Origin of the sequence: Bacillus sp. CD3-5, from assembly GCF_006349665.1 — a bacterium.
GTDB lineage: Bacteria > Bacillota > Bacilli > Bacillales > Bacillaceae_G > Bacillus_A > Bacillus_A paranthracis.
This window is the reverse complement of the sequence record NZ_VEPX01000001.1, coordinates 721046-744527: the sequence shown is the minus strand read 5'-3', so window position 1 is coordinate 744527 and position 23482 is coordinate 721046. Positions and strand designations below refer to the sequence as shown.

The 23482-nt window shown below is 33.2% G+C and carries 22 protein-coding genes and 1 pseudogene; 6 read left to right on the top strand and 17 right to left on the bottom strand.

Annotated features, from left to right (window positions below):
• Window positions 1–87: 87 nt before the first annotated feature.
• The 4 genes from FH036_RS03915 to FH036_RS03895 form a co-directional block, all read right to left on the bottom strand.
• Window positions 88–687, bottom strand: coding sequence for an undecaprenyl-diphosphatase (locus FH036_RS03915; RefSeq protein ID WP_139895377.1), 600 nt, complete (start codon window positions 685–687; stop codon window positions 88–90).
• 404 nt (window positions 688–1091) lie between these two features.
• Window positions 1092–3662 (bottom strand): type I pullulanase, encoded by a 2571-nt coding sequence (pulA, locus tag FH036_RS03905; RefSeq protein ID WP_139895376.1) that lies wholly within the window; start codon window positions 3660–3662, stop codon window positions 1092–1094.
• Between the two features lie 484 nt (window positions 3663–4146).
• Window positions 4147–5850, bottom strand: coding sequence for a M4 family metallopeptidase (locus FH036_RS03900; protein WP_000791433.1), 1704 nt, complete (start codon window positions 5848–5850; stop codon window positions 4147–4149).
• A 382-nt stretch (window positions 5851–6232) separates the two neighbouring features.
• On the bottom strand, window positions 6233–6733 hold the full coding sequence (locus FH036_RS03895) for an AraC family transcriptional regulator (RefSeq protein WP_139895375.1): 501 nt from the start codon (window positions 6731–6733) through the stop codon (window positions 6233–6235).
• A gap of 179 nt (window positions 6734–6912) precedes the next feature.
• Here FH036_RS03895 and FH036_RS03890 point away from each other — a divergent pair.
• A pseudogene (locus FH036_RS03890) lies at window positions 6913–7098 on the top strand (VOC family protein); the annotation flags it as partial.
• Between the two features lie 354 nt (window positions 7099–7452).
• Entirely contained in the window at window positions 7453–8757 is a 1305-nt protein-coding gene (gene secY, locus FH036_RS03885) for a preprotein translocase subunit SecY (RefSeq protein WP_000490140.1), read from the top strand.
• Between the two features lie 18 nt (window positions 8758–8775).
• Here secY and FH036_RS03880 read toward each other — a convergent pair whose 3' ends face one another.
• Both FH036_RS03880 and FH036_RS03875 read right to left on the bottom strand, forming a co-directional pair.
• The gene (locus FH036_RS03880; protein WP_000700981.1) at window positions 8776–9801 is read right to left on the bottom strand and encodes a DnaA N-terminal domain-containing protein; all 1026 of its coding nucleotides are present in this window, start codon (window positions 9799–9801) and stop codon (window positions 8776–8778) included.
• A 134-nt stretch (window positions 9802–9935) separates the two neighbouring features.
• A complete protein-coding gene (locus tag FH036_RS03875) occupies window positions 9936–10853 on the bottom strand; it encodes a DMT family transporter (RefSeq protein ID WP_139895374.1) in 918 nt (305 codons plus the stop codon).
• Window positions 10854–10999: 146 nt separating this feature from the next.
• On the opposite strand from FH036_RS03875, the gene pdxR reads away from it, so the two are divergent.
• Together pdxR and mleBCA are read left to right on the top strand one after the other, a co-directional pair.
• Entirely contained in the window at window positions 11000–12433 is a 1434-nt protein-coding gene (gene pdxR / locus FH036_RS03870) for a MocR-like pyridoxine biosynthesis transcription factor PdxR (RefSeq protein ID WP_000706758.1), read from the top strand.
• Between the two features lie 318 nt (window positions 12434–12751).
• Window positions 12752–13615: a BCA family alpha/beta fold macrolide esterase gene (gene mleBCA / locus FH036_RS03865; RefSeq protein WP_138321911.1), complete on the top strand. Its 864-nt coding sequence runs from the start codon at window positions 12752–12754 to the stop codon at window positions 13613–13615.
• 110 nt (window positions 13616–13725) lie between these two features.
• Here the strand turns inward: mleBCA and FH036_RS03860 are convergent, their stop codons facing one another.
• Together FH036_RS03860 and FH036_RS03855 are read right to left on the bottom strand one after the other, a co-directional pair.
• Entirely contained in the window at window positions 13726–14061 is a 336-nt protein-coding gene (locus FH036_RS03860; RefSeq protein WP_001257749.1) for a hypothetical protein, read from the bottom strand.
• An 11-nt stretch (window positions 14062–14072) separates the two neighbouring features.
• Window positions 14073–15242: a ParM/StbA family protein gene (locus FH036_RS03855; protein ID WP_000025610.1), complete on the bottom strand. Its 1170-nt coding sequence runs from the start codon at window positions 15240–15242 to the stop codon at window positions 14073–14075.
• Window positions 15243–15451: 209 nt separating this feature from the next.
• Between FH036_RS03855 and FH036_RS03850 the strand changes: the two genes are divergently transcribed.
• Window positions 15452–15856 carry a DUF2178 domain-containing protein gene (locus tag FH036_RS03850; protein WP_001080323.1) on the top strand — a complete coding sequence of 135 codons (405 nt, stop codon included), beginning with the start codon at window positions 15452–15454 and terminating at the stop codon, window positions 15854–15856.
• A gap of 44 nt (window positions 15857–15900) precedes the next feature.
• Here the strand turns inward: FH036_RS03850 and FH036_RS03845 are convergent, their stop codons facing one another.
• The 7 genes from FH036_RS03845 to sleB all read right to left on the bottom strand — a co-directional run bounded on the left by FH036_RS03845 (window position 15901) and on the right by sleB (window position 21376).
• Window positions 15901–16437 carry a DUF1697 domain-containing protein gene (locus tag FH036_RS03845; protein ID WP_000158236.1) on the bottom strand — a complete coding sequence of 179 codons (537 nt, stop codon included), beginning with the start codon at window positions 16435–16437 and terminating at the stop codon, window positions 15901–15903.
• Between the two features lie 16 nt (window positions 16438–16453).
• Window positions 16454–17521: an aromatic acid exporter family protein gene (locus FH036_RS03840; RefSeq protein ID WP_044792212.1), complete on the bottom strand. Its 1068-nt coding sequence runs from the start codon at window positions 17519–17521 to the stop codon at window positions 16454–16456.
• A 104-nt stretch (window positions 17522–17625) separates the two neighbouring features.
• Window positions 17626–18123 carry a GNAT family N-acetyltransferase gene (locus tag FH036_RS03835; RefSeq protein ID WP_044792210.1) on the bottom strand — a complete coding sequence of 166 codons (498 nt, stop codon included), beginning with the start codon at window positions 18121–18123 and terminating at the stop codon, window positions 17626–17628.
• A gap of 25 nt (window positions 18124–18148) precedes the next feature.
• Window positions 18149–18505 carry a hypothetical protein gene (locus FH036_RS03830; RefSeq protein WP_000976535.1) on the bottom strand — a complete coding sequence of 119 codons (357 nt, stop codon included), beginning with the start codon at window positions 18503–18505 and terminating at the stop codon, window positions 18149–18151.
• Window positions 18506–18617: 112 nt separating this feature from the next.
• Complete coding sequence (locus FH036_RS03825; RefSeq protein WP_139895373.1) at window positions 18618–19214, bottom strand: YhcN/YlaJ family sporulation lipoprotein; 597 nt, start codon at window positions 19212–19214, stop codon at window positions 18618–18620.
• 26 nt (window positions 19215–19240) lie between these two features.
• Window positions 19241–20581: a germination protein YpeB gene (gene ypeB / locus FH036_RS03820; protein WP_044792207.1), complete on the bottom strand. Its 1341-nt coding sequence runs from the start codon at window positions 20579–20581 to the stop codon at window positions 19241–19243.
• A 15-nt stretch (window positions 20582–20596) separates the two neighbouring features.
• Window positions 20597–21376, bottom strand: coding sequence for a spore cortex-lytic enzyme (sleB, locus tag FH036_RS03815; protein WP_139895372.1), 780 nt, complete (start codon window positions 21374–21376; stop codon window positions 20597–20599).
• Between the two features lie 144 nt (window positions 21377–21520).
• Between sleB and FH036_RS03810 the strand changes: the two genes are divergently transcribed.
• The gene (locus tag FH036_RS03810) at window positions 21521–21853 is read left to right on the top strand and encodes a DUF3889 domain-containing protein (protein ID WP_139895371.1); all 333 of its coding nucleotides are present in this window, start codon (window positions 21521–21523) and stop codon (window positions 21851–21853) included.
• 27 nt (window positions 21854–21880) lie between these two features.
• Here the strand turns inward: FH036_RS03810 and FH036_RS03805 are convergent, their stop codons facing one another.
• Both FH036_RS03805 and FH036_RS03800 read right to left on the bottom strand, forming a co-directional pair.
• Window positions 21881–22516, bottom strand: a complete 636-nt coding sequence (locus FH036_RS03805) for a Pr6Pr family membrane protein (protein WP_070806192.1) — start codon at window positions 22514–22516, stop codon at window positions 21881–21883.
• Between the two features lie 16 nt (window positions 22517–22532).
• Complete coding sequence (locus tag FH036_RS03800; RefSeq protein ID WP_139895461.1) at window positions 22533–23450, bottom strand: serine hydrolase domain-containing protein; 918 nt, start codon at window positions 23448–23450, stop codon at window positions 22533–22535.
• Window positions 23451–23482: the final 32 nt, after the last annotated feature.

Here is a 23482-nt window from a genome sequence, read left to right as displayed (position 1 = left end):
TATTCCTTTTCATCTTCATGGATGTAAATAAGTGCATTTAACATTCAACTTGTGGAGAATAGTAATGAGGGTGATAAAGGTCTATACTCACAATCCTTTTGATTTGTTTTTGGATGGTAAAACATGTTTCTCTACTCTTTCATATTGAGTAAGTAATTGCCTAATAAAAGATAATTTCGGTACTAACCAATGCGAAAATACCGCTGAAATACATCCTATTAAAGCCCCTACTGCAACATCAAAAGGATAATGAACCCCTACCCAAATACGAGAGATCGCTACACAAAGTGCAAGTATAAGCCATAGCCATCCAGTTTTTTTACGAACAAGCCAAAACGAAAAACAAATTGAAAAAAAGAGAATCGTATGGTCACTAGGAAATGAATTATCTACAGCATGGTCGACAAGTTTATTAACATCAGGCAATACTGCAAACGGTTGATAATTTAGATGGAATTTCCCTGCTATTTTCCCGATTACCTCAGCAATTACAAAAGCAACCATCGCTTGAATAACCATCATTCTACTTTTTCTGGACCTAGTAAACCAATAAGCTAAAATAATTAAAGCAAACATATATACCATATATTCTGCCAAAAATACGATGGCCGGGTTTAGGAATGAATATTGTTTACCTAAATCATTAATGGCTCGAAAAATATCGATATTGAATTGAGAAAAAGACATTTCAAATCCCTCCTTATTAGTAAGGTGTCTTACTGATTGCCATATACTTTTATTACATGGATAGTGTTGGTTATTGTCCACCATCTAAAAATACCAACCTCTTATGACACCGCTTTCCTCTTTTTCACTTTAATAAAAAAAGAAAAAGGAAAACATCGAACTTTCTTACAATCATTCATGCATTCTTACAGTTTTGTCATTTTCTCGTCACTTTGAAAATAGATTCATCGTCTAGCCTTTTGCTATATTCACAACCACAGAAAGAATAATTACACATAAAAAAGAGAAGAACCTTGGTGAGTTCTTCTCTTTTTTATTTATTAATTTGTAATATAATTACAGTATGTGAAATTATATCATTTTGATTTAAAAAGCGAAGTAAAAATACCCTTCACTCTTGGCATTTATTTAATCGGTTTCTCTGTTTTTAAAACTAAAGAACTTAACGCAGGAACTTTAATTTTATTATCATGAATAACATAAAGTGGTTTACTTCCCGCCTGCTTCCCGTCTACTAGTACTTTCCAAGGACCTTTCGATGGAAGCGAGATTTCAACGGATTCCCTATTTGCATTATGAGCCACTATAAAGTATTCATTTTTATTTCCTTTGCCCTTTCCATCTATTGAATAAGCTACTACATTTTTGGGAGTATCAATAAAAGATACTTGTTTTTTTATTTGTTCTGCAGATGTCATTCTAAAGGATGGGTACTTTTTGCGTAATTCTATTAAGCCCTTCATATAATCTACTTCATTATTAAACGCAGCACGGCGCAACCAGTCCATCTGGTTAATTGAATCCGGAGATTTGTAACTGTTATGATCACCATATTTCGTGCGCATAAACTCTTGTCCCGCATGTAAGAATGGAATACCTTGTGATGTTAATAAAATCGAAGAAGATAATTTATGCATTTGTTTTCGCACTTCTTCACTGTCACCTGAATTAGTCAACTCAAGTTTATCCCATAATGTATGATTATCATGCGCTTCCACATAAGTTAGCACCTGCTCTGGATCTTGATAAGTCGACTTATTTCTATCATAGTCAATGCCTGCCATAATCCCTTTTTTAATACGGGCTTCCATGTTTTCCTTTCCATTTACAAAGCCATTTTCTTTCTCCTCAAATACACTACCTTTTAATCCATCACGTATATTATCGTTAAAATGAGCAATTCCTTTCATTTTCTCCGCATTTTTTTGATTTGCTTTCAACTCTGCTGCAAGAGGTGTATTTAAATCCCAGCCTTCTCCATGCAATATAATGGAAGGATCGATTTGATTAACAGCTTTACGTATTTCATTCATCGTTTCATAATCATGAATACCCATTAAATCAAAACGGAATCCATCTAAATTGTATTCTTTTGCCCAATATGTGACCGAATCCACCATAAATTTTCGCATCATTTTTCGTTCTGAAGCTGTATCATTTCCTACTCCTGTTCCATTTGCAAATGTTCCATCTTCATTATAACGATAATAATAACCTGGAACTAACTTATGGAAATTAGATTCAGCAGCATTATACATATGGTTATAAACTACATCCATAACAACACGAAGATTATTATCATGTAGTGTTTGAATCATTTGTTTTAATTCAATGATTCGAACAGTTGGCTCGTATGGATTTGTAGAATAGGACCCCTCTGGAACGTTAAAGTTTTTTGGGTCATATCCCCAGTTATATTGTGGTTCGTTTACATTCTCTTCATTTACTGAAGCATAATCAAATATCGGTAAAAGCTGAACGTGTGTAACACCAAGATCTTTTATATGATCAAGTCCTGTTTTTACACTTTCTGGCCCTTTTGTTCCTTTTTCTGTTACACCTAAATACTTCCCTTTCTGTTTAATACCACTTTCAGGGTGAATGGAAAGATCGCGTACATGTAACTCATAAATAATAGCATCTTCCGGATTTTTTAATTTAGGCTTTTTGTTAGTGTTCCATTTTTTCGGATTTGTTTCTTCTAAATCAACAATCGCACCTTTATCTCCATTTACAGAAGCAGCACGTGCATAAGGATCAACGGCCTCTGTCCACTTATCACCAATTTTCACCTTATACGTATAATAGAGACCTTTTTGATTCCCTTTAAGTTCTGCTTTCCAGGTGCCCTTTTCACCTTGTTGCATATTTATTTCAGTACCGATTTTATCGTTCCATTTTTTATATGTAACTAACTTCGCTTCACTCGCAGTAGGAGCCCATACACGGAACTTTGTATGTTGCGCGGTATATGTATTTCCTAAATCGTTACCACCATAATAAAATAAATGATCAAATTCCTCGCTACGAATGACTTTACCAATTTCAGTATTCGTATCAGCTAAGTTTTCTATTTTAACTTTGTATGTTTGTTTTAAATCAATTTTCTGTTCTGTAATTATTTTCACCTTATTCGTAATATCTCCACTGTTTATATCATAAGGAGTAATACTCTTAATTTTAATGCCTTCCATTTCAATTTTCTTTTCCTTAATATGAAACGGGACATTCGTCGTTACAGTAATTTCATGGAAACTATCAATAGTTGCTTTTTGAATTGAGAGATCCGATGAAGGCTTAGCGTTATATACTTTTTCATCACCAGAAAAAACCCATACTTCAGCACGACCGTCCTTTATATTTTCAATCCAACGATCGCCACCATCTTTTTCCCACTCATTTGTACGAATAATAAATCCTAAACGGTTATAATCACCATCTATATTAATCTTTGCGTACTTTCCAAATTCATCTTCACCAGTAAATTCATATGATTTTCCATTTGCATTTTCTCCCCATATCCAAAGGTTCCAGTCTTTTGTATTTCCAGACTGCTCTTTGTAATGAATGATAACTTCAGTTGTTTTCGAATTTGAAACTGCCTTCACATTCTGAAAGGAGAAAACAGATGATAACATAACGATTAAAGTAAGTAATAAAACTGTTTTGTTAATTAATCTTTTTGTAATTTGCACCACATACACCCTTTCTTTAAATAGTACGAACGATTTATTATGCCCGTACTACATTACACAATTTAAATTAATCTAGAAATCTCTTTTGCTTCCCCCCTGTATTGGTTATTTTCACATATGTATTTCAATGATCTTTCCAATGCGAAAACGTTTGCATTAATTATTAAAAAAATAGTTTATTTGTGTCTTCATATATTTGTAAATACAAAAAGATCAGGGAAATTATTTTAAAGCAACCGTTTGTTATCGCTTTCATTTTATAGCACTTTCCGTTAAGAGGTCAATATATTATTAATTTTCTGTTTTTACATACTATAACCTTACATATTTGACGTAACTTTTAAAGATATCCTCCCTAATTATTGCTAAGTAAGTATATTTTCACTAATGCATAATTACGTAAAAAAACAGCTAATGTCCTTTTAAGGATGTTAGCTGTTTTTTCATAATGTAATAATATATGAATAAGAACTATATTTCTAACTTACTTAATTTTTGCTGCATCAAATGCCTTTTGTACCGCTTGAACTTCAGCTGAATTCGCACCATATTTATTAGTCGCCACTCGAATACATGCTGATCTCAATTCTTTGAAATTAGAAGTCATGTTTAACTCATCTGTATTGGCGTAATAGAAGATATCAAACATTTTATCTTCACCAATTCCTTTAACAGTTACACCGTTATGAGTTCCGCCTTTTGCGATGAGATACGCAACTTTATTAATAATGCTTGAATTAAAATGAACGCCACCTTGATCCCATCCATTAAAATCATTAAATTCACTGTAATCATCTGGATAAGGTACTCCAAGTGAAGATGGAACAGAAGCTGGGTTTTCCATATCACGGAAGACAGATCCAGTTTGTTCTCCCATCGTCCAGTTAAAGCTTCCATTATTTACGTATTTCTCAATAGATGTTCCCATAATATCAGATAGTGCCTCATTAATCGCACCAGATTCACCGTAATATTCAAGATTAGATTCACTAGAAGTAACAGCATGTGTAAATTCATGCCCAGCTACGTCATATGCTTTGACGATAGGATCTCCATATACAAGCATACTACCATTATTAGCACTTAACGCATTCTGCCAATTTTTCGGATCATTCGTATCTCCAGAATCCCAAGCGTGTACAACTGAAACTACCTTTTGTCCCTTATTATCAAAGCTATTACGATTGTATTTATCTTTATAAAAATCAAACACTTTTGTTGCTAAGTAATGGGCACTTACTGCTTTTGGATCGTTAAAGGTTGTCGAAGTACTAGTTGCTAATGTACCAGGATAATAGCTTTCTTCTTTCGTAATATCTCTGTAATTCACATCATATGTTTCAATTCCTTGCCCTCTTGTATAATCAGCAAGAGCATATTTGCCATTACTTTGTTTAGAAATACCAAATGAACGAGAGATCCCTAAATCATCTTTTCCAGTTCCCGTTAATGATGTAAGACTGCTTTTTTTACTTTTCTTTAAGGCTCCAACTAGTTTTTCGCTTGCTTTCAAGTTAGACTCTTGTACCATATTTTTTAACATATCACCATTTTGTGCATTTACTAAATATGTTCCGGAAACATATTTTGGTGTTGCCGCTTCAAATGTAACCTGGTATGCATTGCTAGCCTGTCCATTATTTTCATCAACAAAAATAACTTCCTTAACTTCTGGCTCCGAAATAAAATTGATATCGTTCCCGTACTTCGTATAAATATATTGTTTCGCTTCATCTTTTGATAGATTGATAGGCTTTTTCAATTCTTCTTGTTTTAAATTTTGCGCGCTATCGCCTGAAACACTTTTAATAACACCGTTATGATCTACGTGTGCAGTTAATTGATGGCCATATACTTCTTTTCCTTCATATGTTTGCTGTATACGTACAAGTGTAGTCCCATCATATGAACCACGTTTTTGAAGAACTTTATAATCTACTCCTGTTTCTCCATTGACTTGCTTTGGAGAAAGAGCTTGTTCTGTTTTCTCCTTCAGAGCATCTTTTACTACATTCTCTGGTGCCTTTTGTGACGGTTGTGTAAGTTCACCTGAACGGAATGATTCCTCCTGAATTTGAACTTGTAGTTGATCTGTTTCCTCTGCATGACCTACTCCGTATGGTGCTACTGCTGTTAAAGCTAAACCTGTTGTTAATGCTACCTTAGTTAACGTCTTTTTGTTTTTCATTTTTTCACCTCGTATAATTTTGAAATAGAAAGCTTGTACAAAGTATACTTGCTGTTCTTGTCGAAAAAAAGGGAAAATACACAATTTATGTAACATTATGCAAAATTACATAATATAAGGACGATGATTCAAATTAAGAACAACTTATATAAGTGCATGAATTTCAATAAAAAAAGAGCACTTTAAGGTGCTCTTCAAATACAATTATAAATTATGCATTGTGTCATTTATTAGTATATGCTCGTCTCATTTAATTGTTTATTTAATGTTTTCTCTACCCAATAATCTTTTAAAAATATATCATCCAATACGCCGGTATCCTCCGTTACTGTTTGATTAGCAAATAAAAAATATAGTAAAGATAATGCTAGATAGAAACATACTACTTATTTGCATTCATATTTATTGGTACTTTTTTAATTGGCACAAATAAATCAACCTTTAACTTTCCTTCTAAATCTTCTGCAACATTATTTAAGCAAAACTCTAAATTATCTCTATCATAATCTGCATCATACTCACTATTTGGTAGCCACTCTGCGTACATGTATTGATACACTACACTTAATTTATGAGGTTCATCATAGAATTCGTATAGAGCGTATAGACCTCCATCTACACTTTTAAATTGCACACCCTCATGTTGTTCTTTTTCAAAGTTTTCAGGTATGGTCACGCAAGCATCATGTCGGCACATATGGCTTGCAACAAGTTCAGGATTATCTAATGAGATTCCGATAAATGATTGCTCCGGTGGATAAAGTTTATTTTCAATAGACCAGTTCAATAACTTCCCCCAATGATCTTGTGGTTCAAAGTAACTACCAGTTCTTCTTATGAATGCCACTTCTAATGGTCGTAATTCTTTTACAACTACTTTCATTTATATCATCCCCTTATTAAGTATCTATTCAATTTATTTATCTTTCAATTTGATAAATCCCTTTTAAATAAACAAATTTCTTAATTGCATAAATCTTAATTGAAATAAGATTATTTACTACTAAAGTTGTATGTACTTTCATACTTTTACTCGATTCTATATTCTTTTTTAACAGCTATAGTAATGAATCTATTGCACCTTTTGTCCGTCCACATCAAGGTAATGCATCTGTTTATTTTATTGATCCAGATGGTAATAGCTTAGAACTTATTTGTCATATTATTGTACCTAATGCACTAAAACATATAACTAATAAATTATCCTTTAAAGATTGGGAGAAACTATTAGCTGACACATTCGAATGAATATTAGCTATAAATCATAATGTCTCACCTTTATTTTTATAACATGTATAACAATCCCTAATAATAATGTCCTATCAATTTATCATTAAATAAATGTAAAAAATGACCCTATTTATTCATTTTTCATGCGTATGTATGTACATTTGTTAATTTATTCGATATATTATGTGTATTGAATGATTACGAAAAGCTTATAGGTCGCTAAAAAACACCTTATATTTTTATATCCATGAAAACTACAAAATGTATAAAATTCCATTTGTCAAATGAATTTAATGCGGAAGGAGGTTTGTGGTTACTTCATCGGGATATAATAATCAGTTTTAAACTGATAAAAATATAGGAGGCGACATTATGTTTCGTACGATTTCAAATTTCATGAGAGTAGCTGAGATAAGAAGGAAAATCCTTTTTACATTAGCGATGTTAATCGTTTTTCGAATTGGCACGTTTATTCCAGTTCCTCATACTAACGCAGAGGTATTAAAAGTACAAGATCAAGCTAACGTTTTAGGTATGCTAAACGTATTTGGTGGAGGAGCATTGCAACACTTCTCAATCTTTGCTGTAGGTATTACACCATATATTACAGCTTCCATCATAGTACAATTACTACAAATGGACGTCATACCTAAATTTTCGGAATGGGCAAAGCAAGGAGAAATGGGCCGTAAGAAATCAGCTCAATTTACTCGATACTTTACAATCATTCTCGCATTCATACAAGCCATTGGGATGTCTTATGGCTTTAATAATATAGCAGGTGGACAATTAATAACAGATCAAAGCTGGACTACATACTTATTTATTGCGACAGTTTTAACTGCAGGTACTGCATTTTTACTTTGGTTAGGCGAACAAATTACCGCTAATGGAGTAGGTAATGGTATTTCAATGATTATCTTTGCAGGACTTGTAGCAGCGATTCCAAATGTTGCGAATCAAATTTATTTACAACAATTTCAAAATGCAGGCGATCAATTATTCATGCACATCATAAAAATGGTCTTAATTGGTCTTATAATTTTAGCGATAGTTGTTGGGGTTATTTACATTCAACAAGCTGTGCGTAAAATACCGATTCAATATGCAAAAGCTGTTTCAGGAAACAATCAATATCAAGGAGCAAAAAACACTCATTTACCTCTAAAAGTAAATAGTGCTGGTGTAATTCCAGTCATCTTTGCTTCCGCATTTTTAATGACGCCGCGTACAATTGCGCAGCTCTTCCCTGATTCAAGCGTATCAAAATGGTTAGTTGCAAACCTTGATTTCGCACATCCAATTGGAATGACACTTTATGTCGGTCTTATCGTTGCTTTCACATACTTCTATGCATTCATTCAAGTAAATCCTGAGCAAATGGCAGAGAATTTGAAAAAGCAAAATGGATATGTACCTGGTATTCGTCCTGGTAAATCAACAGAACAATATGTAACGAAAATTTTATACCGTTTAACATTTATCGGTGCAATTTTCTTAGGTGCAATTTCAATTTTACCGCTTGTATTCACAAAGATTGCTACATTACCACCTTCTGCACAAATTGGTGGTACAAGCTTACTGATCATTGTCGGTGTGGCACTTGAAACAATGAAAACGTTAGAAAGTCAGCTTGTAAAACGTCATTATAAAGGGTTTATAAAAAAAGCGAATTAAGTAAAAAAACACAGTTGGTTATTTTTCCAACTGTGTTTTTAATTCTACTGCATCTAATTTTTCTACTAATGTACCAATGACCTTTTCCAAGTTCATTATTTTTTCTTCTAACGCTCGAATACGTTTATTGCTCTCATCTACATCATTATATTTCAAACTGTTATTAGAGACTTTGAACTGCTCTCCTAATTCGGAAGTGATATCTTCAATTGTTGATTTTTCATTATTACTGGTTGTATTTGATTTTAATTCAAATTGAATTTCATATGTATTTCCAGTTAACTCTTTAGCTATTTGCGAAATTAAATCTTTATAAGACTTTTTAACCCACTCTTGTTGGAATTCGTTTTCAAAATAAATGATTAATGAATCTTCATTTATTCTAGCTGTCGTTTCTTTGACCCAAGTTTCATATGACGGTCTCGAAATTTTCAATTGCATTTTATCTTTTATTTTATTCCAAATTGTTTTTGATTCATCTTGTCCGGAAGTACGTTGATTATTTTTCACATGATGAACCTGTGCTTTAGAAGTAGCGCTTGATCCTATTTCGAACCAAATTTGATATTCTTCATCAGTAATTTTCTGTACGGTACTTGAAATTATATTTTTATACTCCCCTTCAAGCAAATCACGATGAAACGCATCTTCACAAAAGATTATTACTTTATTATCTTCTATCGTAGCGTTTGTATTTCTAATCCATGTCATAAATGTTTTCTCTGCTATTTTAGGTCTTAATGCTTTCTTTACTTCATCCCAGCTACTAAGCTTTTCTTTTTGGACATCTTTCAAGTTAGATAGTTCGCCATTACATAGATCAAACTGAATTTCAAACGTCGTATTAAACATTTCTCTTAATGTATTAAATACTAATTCTTTATAATGAGATTCTAACCAGTCACGTGCAAATTCATTTGGACAATAAATTGTTAATATATCATCCTCTAAATAAACAGTAGTATTCGTAAACCAAGTTTCATATGATGGTTTTGAAATTTGCGGCCGAATTTTTTCCTTTACTTCAGTCCAATTTATTTTCATAATAACTCCCCTCTTCTTACAGATCTCTTTCATATAGCTTAATAATATTACGCCTTTCCAATAAATAAAGTCAATCCGTATCATGAATAAAATGAAAGCAGCCCTCTTTTATACAAGGCTGCTTCTTTATACAACTACATTTCCTTCTCAAATAATCTCCCTTGTTTGAAATATGTACGGAGTGTGGATCGATTAGCTAAAAATACACCAACCAAAATGAAACAAGCACCTATTCCCATTATAGGATTTAAAGGCTCTCCTAATATGATGTATCCAACTATAATAGCAATTAATGGTGAGACATATAACCAGGTTGACGGGAATACAGGATTTGTTTTTGATAAGAGCCAATAATATAATCCGTGCCCACCAATTGATCCGATAAAGATAAGATATAAAATAGGCCACTGTACACTCCATGAAGCTAATACAGTTACATGCGGTTGTTCTACTATGATGGAGACGATTAGTAGTAACACTCCTCCATAAAACATTTGAATACCATTTATGAGAAATGGCGATACACTTTGTAAATCCGAAAGTATTTCTTTTGAGCGAATTGAGCCTATTCCGTAAAATAACTCTCCTATTATTAATACAAAACAAGCAATACTCCATATGAAACTTATTTCTTGGTGAATTCCAGGTAAAGAAACAAAAACAACACCTATTAGTGCAATAATTAAAGCAAGAAGTTGCTCCTTTTGTAATTTTGTCTTATTTCTCTTTGCCTGTAATAACAAAATCATCATCGGTCCCGTAGCAGATAACACAGCAGCTAACCCTGAAGAAATATATTGTTCTGCCCAATATAATGTTGCGAATGTCATAAATGTTAAGCAAAAACCAGCATATATAATTCGTCTTGAAAATATGTGTGGCATAATTTTTTTTCGTTTTATCTTAAATATAATCATTAAGATTACTCCTGCTAAAAAGAAACGAATTCCCGCTGAAAATAATGGGGGCGCTCCTGCTTCAATTCCGATTTTTATCGTTAAAAATGTTGTTCCGAAAATAATACATACTAAAATATAATTAAAAATGACCATTACTCTTCCTCCTTTTTACTCTTAACATGAGTATAGAAGGTATAGTGTATAACAGTGTATCTTTGTATATAACAGTTACCTAAAATTATAGTTGATTCTCTTTATATTTTTCGCTTAAATTAAATAAAAACGAAAAAGGTGAAACCATGAAGATTGTACTGCGTAAAGAATCCAACATACCGTATTACAAGCAAATATATATGCAAATCGTTGAAAGAATACAAAGTGGCATGCTTTCGCATGGTGACTCACTTCCATCTTTACGCTCTATGGCGGAAGATTTACAGATTAGCCTATTAACTGTTCGTAAGGCGTATAAACAGCTAGAAAAGAAAGAATATATACGCATCCAGCAAGGTAAAGGTGCTTATATACATAAACATGTAAAGAAAGATTCCAAACCAATTCCGTATAAATGGCAACAAACGAAAACGATTAATGTTATGCGATCTCAATATGCAATGAATCAGCACCGGAAATATTACGATTTTTCACAAGCGATTTTGTATCCACGTCTATTGCCAAATCCATTCTTGGCAGACGAAATGCATAAAATACTTAATAAAGACCAGATGATCCTAGCAACATATGGGCCAGTTCAAGGAGATTATGAACTACGAGTTGAAATAGCAAATTACTTAAATGAACATCAAAAATTAGTGACAGACCCATCCCAGTTATTAATTACAAGCGGCGCACAACAAGGAATTGATTTAATTGCTCAAACACTATTAAAACCTGGTGATATTGTATTAGTGGAAAGTCCGTGTTATAGTGCTGCACTTGATATTTTTATCAATAAAGGGGCTCAAATTATACCTGTTTCTCTAGATAATCACGGGGTTCGATCCGATTTAATCGATGATATTTGTCAAAGTAAAAATCCCGTTTTATTGTATACGAATCCAACGTTCCAGAACCCAACAGGTACCGTAATGAGTAAAGAACGGAGAATGGAACTTATAGAATTGGCACAGCTATATGAGTTTTTTATCATTGAAGATGATTCTTTCGGTGAAATATATTTTGAGGGTGCGACTGTTCCCCCTCCTATTAAAAATTTTGATACAAACGGCCACGTACTATATATAAAAGGATTTAGTAAAACGTTAGCACCAGGACTGCGTATCGCATCGCTTATTGCTGATGGCCCTATTTTCGAATGGTTATATGCTGTAAAAGGTTCAATGGATATCGGTAGTCCTTTATTAACACAAAAAGCACTTCTACCGTTTTTACGTGCAGAACGTATGAAACATCATTTAGAAAAATTACGTACGGCTTTACAAATTAGACGTGATATAACGATTGATATGTTATCACCACTTAAAGAAATGCACTTTGAAATACCAAATGGCGGCTTTAATTTATGGATTACTCTTCCTGATTCGATAGATCCCTTTACCTTATTACAAAAAGCAAATGAAGTAGATGTGTCTTTTTTACCAGGTACAGCTTGTCTATTAAATCCCGAAACAAATAATAATCATTTAAGAATTAGCTATTCAATGTTAAATGAAAAAGATATGATAAGTGGATTAGAGAGATTACATGATACAATGCGAAAGTTTATGCTATAAAAAACCTGATTTTATCCCTTTTACTTTTTGAATTGGTTCATGAACAATTGAAACTGAAACACCACCAGGTTTTAAAACTTGTTTTTCTTTTCATTCTTCAACACTATCATATTGATCTATAACAATTGCTTTCAATTCCTCATCTCCTTGCTGTTTATTGTAATAACATACAAATATTTCTCAATTTTTTTTGCCTTGAATTATCATAAACTTATTTTTGGGGGTAATTACGCAAAAAACAAAGCAAATCTAACACACAACTTAGAGTCATTCAAAATTTTATGTTTAATTACATTCAAAAGAAATGGAGAGAACTCTATGACTGAAAAGATATTTAAAATAAACGGGATTGATATATGTACAGAAAGCTTTGGAAACCCTAAAAATCCAGCTATTTTATTAATTATGGGTGCTACGTGTTCAATGGTTTATTGGGATGAAGAATTTTGTGAACAGTTGGCTAACACGGGGAAATTTGTTATTCGTTTTGATAACCGTGATGTCGGACGCTCTGTCGCATATGAACCAGGAACTTCCAATTATACCGTTACAAATATGGCTGAAGATGCAATTGGGGTATTAGATGCTTATCATATTGATAAGGCGCATCTATTTGGTATGTCATTAGGTGGTATGATTGCTCAAATCGCTGCTGTAAAACATCCCGAAAGAGTTTTAACGTTAACATTACTAGCTACAAGTATAATAGGCTCTGACAATAACACGCGCGATTTACCACCGATGGATGAAAGAATTTTAACACATCACGCAAATGGCAAGCATTTAGATTGGACAAATGAAAATATTGTAGCAGAATATTTAGTTTCAGGGTCCCGTCTATTATGCGGGTCCAAACGCACATTTGATGAAAAAAGAGTCTATAATCAAGTAAAACAAGAAATTGAACGAGCTAACAATTTATTAAGCATGTTTAATCACGCTTTACTTCAAGGCGATGATGCATATGAAGGGGTGCTTCACTCCATACAAGCACCTACATTAGTCATTCACGGAACAGACGATACCGCACTCCCTTTTGAACATGGCCTTGCACTTATTGATGAGATTCCTAACTCAGCTCTATTAACTCTTGAAGGCGCCGGACATGAGATTCATCCTGATGACTGGGAAGACATCATTCATACTGTTACTGAACATACAGCTAAAATAATAGAAAAATAATGAATAGGAGGGGCACGCCGCAATTTGTGTCCCCCCTATCTTTACATGTAAAAAAGCCCATCACTGTATCCGTATGTATAGTGATGGGCAATACTTATATTTTTCTATGTTTAAAAAAACGGACAATCTAATTGATCAACAGCTTCCCATGATTTTTTTTTAATATTTTCGGTGGATTTATTAGCATCTAGTGGTACGTTTTTAAAAGGATTTACTTCGACTTTTAATAAAGATGATGGTTCCACGTATAATGAGAAAACATGGCTACTTGGTATAGCTTTTGCCACATCAATATCTCCTACTTGTTTAAAAAGTTGCTGCGCAGCAAAGAAAAAGAAGTTGGTTGGATTTGATTGTTTATTCAGCCATGCAAGCATTTCAGGTGATACTGATTTATGAATATTGATTTTCACTCGATCACCACGTTTATATCGCCTAGATCGCATACTTCCACCAACTAACTTATCGTTAAGTTTGTAAATCCTAACTCTTTTTGCTTATGCTCTCTATATTTCGGTGAACAAGTGTAGACTAATAATCCACGTGCATTTGTAAATAATGGATTATCTACAAAAATTACATTTGTTAAACGCCCTTTTTGTTTTAAAATCATTTTCAGGCTATTTTTTATGATAACTGCGCCTCCGCCATAAATAAATACATATGGATCGTCTTTCATATCATCAATTTTGTTTATAATATCCGTTGCAACGCGCGCTGCTAAACCTAATAACGCTGGTTGTGATTCCTCAACTAATAATGCATTTCTAGGGTGTTTATCATTTAAATAAATTTGATTGAATTCTGTAATGCTATCAATCGTCTTTGTTGGATATTTCCGGTTCCATCTCGTAATAATTTGTAGTAACGTTTCTTTCACACCATATGATAAACCCTTACTTAATTGTGGTCTAAAATTAACACCTAATGAAACGACTTCTTCTGTCGTCCCTGCTCCAATATCAAAAGATAATAGTGTTTTATCAACAAAATCAATTTCTGAAACTTTATTTTGTTCACATTCTATTTTATGTTTCACAACATTTCCTTCTTCATCATATACAATGCCCCACGTCCCAGAAGCACCCTCAGGTAGACATTTGCAATATTCGATTGAAATATTAATTGTAACATCACGTCCGTTTGGATAATGGAACACAACTTTATGATTCCCCATATAACGTTTTGCATTTTCCGCCGCTATTTCTTGTGTAATAAGCTGCATAGGGAGAGCAACAGATAAATCATATCGAATGTTAATATGGCTAGAAGTTGGGCTTTGACGCATAGCACTTACGGCTAAACCAGATAGAATTGTAATAACCATTAACTCATCAGTTGACTTATTCGATTTCTTCTCAACCTCAGTACCTTTTAATTGATCTTGAATGACTTTTTCTCCAACGATATACCGCACATTATTTAACATTAACGATGGAGAACTAATGGTCACGTCAATGTGATTTTCTAATTCAGATAATGAAACATCTTCCTCATCTAAGAGTCCTGTAGGCTCTCCTATATATAAAGCATATATACTCGGAATAAAAATAGGATCTTGCCCTTTCACCATTAACTTCAAACCATTATTTCCTGCATCAGCACCAGCTTTTAAAAGAATAGACATAACTACCCCCTAAATTAATCTGACATCCCTTCCAAATATATGCGAGCCCATTCTTTTACATTCAAATGTAATGTAATTTTTTATTAACCGTACATACAAAATATTATTTTCTCGGCTCTATGTGTAAAAAGTATTTGACATTAAACTTTTCCAATTTTATACTATAGTTGTAAAGAGTTTTTTACAACAGTGGAGGTGCCATTTTTCATATGAATCGCAAAAAATTCATTTTAATAACAATCGTTTTATCATTACTTGGAGTGCTTATACACGGGGCTTATAAATACATCGCTGAAGGTGCGATTTTAGGTGGAACAATTTTCACAAGCGCTTTAATACTTAGCTACCTTATCAATCATATTACATGGGGAGATTCCCACGGTGTATCAGAAGAAAGTCAGGATGAAATGGGACAACAAATTACATATAAAAGCTCTAAAATTGCATATTTTACGCTCATAGTTGTAATGTTCCTTATATTACTCTTCTCTGAAGGGTTTTCTATGGGAGCTAATTTAAATGGGATTAAAAACTTCCCTCTTTTTATTGCACTGTGCTCTTCATTCTTTATTTACCCTATTGTCGAACTTATAGTCGCAAAACAATATAAATAAAAAGATGAGATTTTATTTATACAGAAAATCTCATCTTTTTATATTTACATCCCCTCAACTATCGCTTTTAATTTATTCACAGTCCGCCAATTTCTTACTGTAGCTGGTGTATGCAACTTCTGAAACTGGTTCATTAATTTAGAGTTTCGAATGCTATTTTTGAAAAATAAATACACAACTTTTTCATGAATACAACAATCTTCAATCTCATTTTTTTGCATAAGTAGCTGATCTTTTTCTGTTTTAGAAAGTTCATGTGCTAAGAAGGCAATATGTATACTTTCGCCTTCTCGCAATGAATTGACTTCATAGGGGCATCTTTTTGTAATGTTTATAAATTCCTCATGTGTTCTTAACATAACCGGAACATCAAAACCAAAAACGTTTTTAATTTCAGACTGTATTCGTTCCTTTAGAAATGTTATATCTTCCTCAGATTTGAATACGATATTCCCACTTTGAATATATGTTTTCACTTGTTTCAACCCTATTGATTCAAACGCTTGTTTTAAATCAGCCATTTTGATTATCTTATGCCCGCCTACATTGATTCCTCTTAGTAATGCAATATAAATTGTCATAGCAATCCTCCACATTTTAATGAACTGAACAATTGAGTTGATTTTCACCCTCATATTTCTCAGATATTTGTTTTAATTCCTCTAACATATCATGTATAGATAATACTTCAAATAAAATGATAGATTTGCTTGAAAAATGATGATGATATTGATTCGGTTTACAATGTGCTAAATCATTTTTATTAGTCCAAAATTGCTTATCTAATTCATCAATCAGTTTAAAATGTTCCTCATCTATTTTTTCACAATGATTTCTTAATATAGAAATTATAGAATGAATTGTTCGTCGCAAAATTTCTTTTTCATTTTGTGACCAATCACATGTTTCAATTGGTGCTCGAGCTAAATTATCTATATGATAAATAATTTGCTGTAATAAATGAAGTTGCTTTTGTACAAGTAAAAAACTTCTCATTTCTTTTTTTGTATGTCGATGGTATTTCCAATCTTTTTGCTCATATTGAACAAATTGTACTGCTTTATGTAATAATACAGTTAATTTAGAAAGAGTATAGGTTGTCTCCTTTTTTATAACTTTCCCATCCATTAACGCAGTAAGCCATTCCTCCATAACATTTGCCGTTTTAACAAATAGCTCCTCTGTACATCCCGAAATTGTTTTAACATAGTGTGGTGGCAAAATAAAAAAATTGACTACAGTAGACACTATAATACCAGTAGATGTAGTAGCTAATCGAATTAAAAATGCAGTAAAATAATGATCTGCCGTAATGGGAATCATTGCAACAGCAGTTAAAGTTGCGACTAACGTTCCAGCGTGTAGCCTTAGTTTTTGACATGTAACGATTGTAAACATTGCCGCTAACGCATAAGAAAGCGCCTGATGACCTAGGAAAAATGTGAAAGTCATTGCATACGCTGATCCAATTGTTGAAGCTGGAAAGCGAACCAGTCCTTTTTTTATAGAATCTGTTGCAGTTGGCTCAATCGTTACAATTGCGGTGATAACAGCAAATATAGTTGGAATATTGAAAAATTCACAAACTAGAACTGTAAGAAAAACCGCAATTCCTGTTTTTATCACCCTTCCACCAATAATATTCCATTTTCTAACTTGATTCATTTTGTATTTCCTTCATTTCTATTTCTTTTATTTATATATTCTATATTATATATCTTTCTAAATAAAAAACTTACTACTTTTGTACAAGAGTAAGTTTTTTCTCGTTATTTTATGATAGGTAAATGCATTATGATTTGTTGACCAATTGGTCCCATTCTTCTAAAACCTTTATCTTGGAAACCAACTTTTTCATATAAATTTTGTGCTGGAATATTTTTTTCATTCACAGCAAGTACAACTTCATTTTTTATCGGAAAATAACGTTGTACAAACTCTTGTAATAATGCCAGTGATTTTTTAGCATATCCTTTCCTTTGCCTATTGTGATTTATAGAAAATGAAGTTAAAAGTAAAGCGTTCTCATTTTCTGTGAATTCCTGTACTCTATCTCCCGTTTGCAATGCAAAAAGACCAACAGGTACCCCATTGTAATCTAAAATAACAATGACATTTTTTGTACGATCATTTTTTGCTTTTTTCAATAATTCAGCTGGGTCCGACGTAAATTGAACTTGTTCACTTGGTAAAGTAAATGTTTCTATAACTTCTTTATATTCCTCTTTATACGGAACTAATTGAATCTCCCCTGTATGTATGTCCATGCTAAACTCTCCCATTTTCAACTTATTAGCTTAAACCTTGCTGCATTTTAGAATGTACTTTTCCATCTAAAAAGGTAATTTCAACTAATGCAGTTGGATTGCTTCCCTTCCAAGCAAAAATTTGCTTAATTTGTGTAGAATGTTCTACACCTTCTTCTATGAGTAAATCCCCTTCAAAACCAATTAAATCTTTTACTTCTTTATAAGTCATTCCTTCATTTATATTTAAAAAATGATTTATATTGATAGATTCTTTCTTCTGATTTTCCATTACAGTAGAAGAAGTCGCTGTGTGCTTTTTTACTTCTTTCTTCTGTTCACACGCTGTCATACTGAAACCTAAGCATAAACTACATAATATTAATGTGCTTTTTTTCATCATAACAGTTGTCCCTCCCATAATAATTAAACCATATATTCCCTTAAAAATAAACTGAATATTTAATATTATATTGAAAAACCCTGCACAATTTAGTACAGGGTTAAGGTTATCTTTATTTATTCAAATGATTATTTGATTGATCATTCCGTTCTTTTCTTAGTTCTTGTTCTTCATCTTTTGGTAATTGTTTATCATTATCTTGAATTGGATTCGTTTCTTTATTTTCAATCATGTCATTTGGAACTTGTGGCATTACACGGCCAACAATTGCTGCTAACTCATCCAGTATACCTTCGCCTGTTTTTCCTTTTTTAATTTGCTTTCCAATTTGTTTCAGTCGTTCGTACGTATCAACATCTGCTACAACAACTGCATTAGCACCATCAGGATCGTTTTTCAAACTTTCTGCAACAGAGTATTTAATGGATTCAACACGAGTTCGATCAAGTTTCGCTTTTACATCAATTCCTACGATAGCATATTTCCCAACTACTACCGCTGTCGCATCATTCACACCTGGCACACTTGCTGCTAAAGATGCTAGATGGTCCGCCGCTTTTTCATTTGGCTTATTTGACTTGTTCGTATAATTAACATTTTTCATCGAAACATTTTTTTGCTCTGGCTTTTCGTTTGGACTATCTTTTTTTCCAATACTGCATCCAGTTATAAAAAAACAAACCATCAATAGATATATTAAGATTTTCATTATTCTCACCACTTTACCATTAAAGTTTAATCATAAATTTTTTCAACAGCTTGCATTTTCTTCACTTTTTCTTCTGCTCCGCTATTTGCATTAATGAAAATTTGGTACGTATCTTTCCCTAAAGTACCTACAAATTCATAACAAAGTACTTCGTTATGCAAATCATTTACTACCATTGCTTTTCGCTCTTCCATTACCTTTACATCAGGGTTTATTTTCTTTCTTGCTTCTGCTGCAGTTAGCTTTGCCGAAGGGATTGTTCGTTTTTGATGTGATGCTAAATATTCTTTCGCCGAAAATCCGACGATAGAACCGTCATCTAAAGCAATTTTCATTTGAATTGCCTCTGGATAAATTCGTACGCCATTCTCATTTACTACATACGTAAATACTCCAACATTATCATATTGTGAGCTATCATAAAGCTCCATATTATGAAACTTATGGTCCTTTAAGAATTTCAAACCTTTACTTCCTGCATCGTTTAAACTAATTTTCTGTTCTTTAATTTCTCGATTATTCATAACCCAAATTGGATATCCGCCTTTTCCGGTAATATCCATATAAAACTCATTATTCGTTGCCTCGTCTTTAATTTTCACACTATAGAAAGATTCTTTCGCACCTTTTCCACTTTTCTCGACTTCTACTTTTTCATTTCCTTTTAAATTCAAGAACGATTTTGCGATTTTCGCCGCTTCATCTTTTGAAATTGCTTTTCCTTCTGCTTCAAATCCACCTTTTTTATTTTTTTGTGCACTTGTAAAGGTAGGTCCGAAGTTTGTAGATGAATACGATGTTACATTTTTTTCTACTGTCTTTAGTCCGTCAATAATTGTATTGTCGGCAGGATCACGATTGGATGCGAGTGCCATCTCAACATCCATCCAGCGTAAATTGTTTTTCAAAACAAGATGTTGCACTTTTCTTAGTTCATCTTGTATATTTCCGGCATTTGAGTATAAAGTTTGCAACGTTTTGTATTCTTGATCATTTAACGGCTCTTTTTCTAAATCACGAATAGCTGCACGGTAACTAAAATCACCGATATTCGCTAAAAATTCTTCCGTTTTATTAAAAGGCATTAACGTTAAAGGAAGTTGCCCTACATCTGAACGAGCTTCAGATGTTAATCTCCATACATCTGCTAATGCAGGTGATAAAGATGCACGTGAATTCATGGCAAGCGTTGTGCCAATTTTATCGTGCAATAAATCTACCTCGTACGCTAAATCGTGAAACGCACGTTGATAGCTATTTTCAGCCCGAATTAATACTGCATTCTTCTCTTGATGCTCTTTATAGCCCCAGTACCCTGTGCCGACTACACCGATTGTTAATAATACGATTATAATACCTCGTAACATAGTTCCACCTCCGCTCTATTTACAGAAAATATGTTTCCCGATCTTTTTAATTTGTGGACGAGTCCAAATCCATTTACTTGTTGCAGTATCTGGATTGAAATAATACAATGCGTTTCCTGTTGGATCCCATCCATTAATTGCATCTAATACAGCTTTTTTCGCTGTTTCATTTGGTGTTAAATATATTTGTCCGTCTGCTACCGCTGTAAATGCTCTTGGCTCAAAAATCACACCCGAAACAGTATTTGGAAATGATGCACTTGTAACACGATTTAAAATAACTGCAGCGACTGCAACTTGTCCTAAGTACGGCTCACCACGAGATTCTCCATATACTGCGTTTGCCATAAGCTGAATGTCGTTTTGGGAATAACCATTTGGAACACTTGTCCCTTTATTTTGAGGTGGTTTATTTTCTTGTGCTGTACCACCACTATTTCCTTTATTCGTTGTCGTTCCTTTATTAGCAATTGACTTATCATACTTCGTTGCCTTCACGAGCATTTGCTTCGTTTTAGCTCCGGCTAAACCATCAACAGGTAAACCGAATTTCTCTTGAAAATTTCGAAGTGCCCAGTATGTACCCCAGCCGAAAACACCATCCACTTTTCCTGTATAAAATCCGTTATATTTCAAACGAGATTGCAGTTCAATGACATCTTCGCCAGATGCTCCTCTTTGAATGACTTGATTAGAAAAGGCTTCTACATTTTTTAGTTGTATACTACTGACCATGAAAGACAGTCCTATGAACGCAAGCAAAACTGCTATTTTAAAAACAGCTTTTTGGCGCATAATTTTCCCTCCTTAATTACGGAAATGATTTCTTGGTTATGTTTTGTAAAAGGCTCGCTTTTATGTAAAGAAGACAAAAAAATCCAAACTAATATCGTTGAAAAAGTATGTAAACAATATAAAAAAAGGTAAAAGGAGTTCATTATGAAAAAATTGTTAAAGCGTGTCGCACTCGTTATTCTGTTCCTAACAATATGTTCAAATGTATATACAGGCTCATCAATTGTTCATGCGCAGCCGCCGTATGCGAAATGGGGTAAACTTGCTGTAGAAAAGACGAAAGAACAATACCCAAAAGCAGAGATTATTGATTACCTTCATATAGGTAGAAAACCAAAAACCGTTCAAATAACAGTTGAAAAATTTAAATTATGGCTACGCGAGGATGGAAAAGAATATGGTATTTTTGTTGATGTAGAGTTTGAAACGAAGACGGAGAAATTTATTAAAATGTCGTTTCAGAAAACGAGTAGATAAAATGAAAGAAACCCGGCTGTTATGAATTTAAACAGCCGGGTTTCTTTCATTTCTAAAATTTCGATTCCCTAAAAATTTTACCAATATACAAATAGCGCCAATTACAACTGCTATACCTATACTGTATAAAAGTACTCTACCATATCCACCTATTCTCGGATCTAAAAACGGATAAGGATACCAATTCGCGATTGGACCACGTATTAAGCTATATAAAACATAAAAAAACGGGAATAAGAGCCAACTTGCGGCTTGTTTCCAAGTGATTTTCTTACTAGGCGGATTTAAAATCCAATCTAAAAGCATTGCGATTGGCATGATATAATGTAACACCGTATTTACCCATGGTATTGCGGTTTGAAGTGATTCTTCTAACCCTCTTAATAATAAAAAATAAATGAGTCCAGTCGTAAGTATGTATACAGTTGCTGCACCACGAAGTATACCAAACTGTTCTGATCGACCAAATGTAGCTGTTCCGATACTACTTAAAAGGAGAATACATGCAACTAAAATGTTACTTTCGATAGTGAAGAAACTAAAAAAGTTAACTGGATTGAACGGTTTCACTTGTGCCCGTATTATAAATTGCGTAATGATTGCACTAAATGCTAGAAGGCTTAAACATAGTCTAAATAGTGATAATGTTTTTACATCCCCCATACAGTCCCTCCTCTTCTCATACAAACTTATAATTCTCCTGTACATGCTCGATAAATAACTTTAATGGAACGAGCCCACGTTTAGGCATATGACTACTTATTACAGCAATGACCTCTAACTGCGGAATGATAACGATGTATTGCCCGCCATATCCCATAGCAAAGTACATACAGTACGGTATGTGAAATCTTTCGTTATTCAATACCCACCAGTGATATCCATATGCCCCGACATGTTCATACGTTTTAAATAGAGGTGTACTTGATTCTTCTAACCATTTCGATGATACAATTTCATTCCCTTGCCAATACCCATTCTGTAAACATAATATTCCTAACTTTAATAAATCTTTAGACTTCATTTTCATTCCGAAGCCGCCGACATGTATTCCTTGCGGATCTTGCTGCCACTCATATTCGGTAATTTCTAATGGATCAAATACATATTTTTTCGCAAACTGTTCTGTCGGCATTCCAGTAGCTTTTTGGATAATGTAACTAAGTAAATGCGAAGAACCTGAGTTATAATTCATTTTTGTAGCCGGTTCTTCAATTATTGGTTTTTCTAATATGTACTGCACCCAGTTATCCGATTCTACAAAATCATTTGGGAAAACGACCCCATTCCCAAACTCCTTCCAATCTTCTCCTGTAGTCATAGTTAATAAATGATATAGAGACAAATCCTGCTTTTCCTCAGATACATTTTCAATCCACTCTGTAATCGGTGTATGTATATCATTTATATATCCTTTATCGATTGCAATACCTATTAATATAGATACAATGCTTTTTGTAATCGAATTTATTTTATATAAATTACTTGCACATTCGGATGTTTTATAATACTCGGTTGTTAATTCTCCTTTTTGATAAACAAGAAATGTATTCACTTTTTTCTTTTCAAATTTATTTTCTAGCTGCTTGAAATCCAATACTTTACCTCCAATTAAATCATTACTTAATT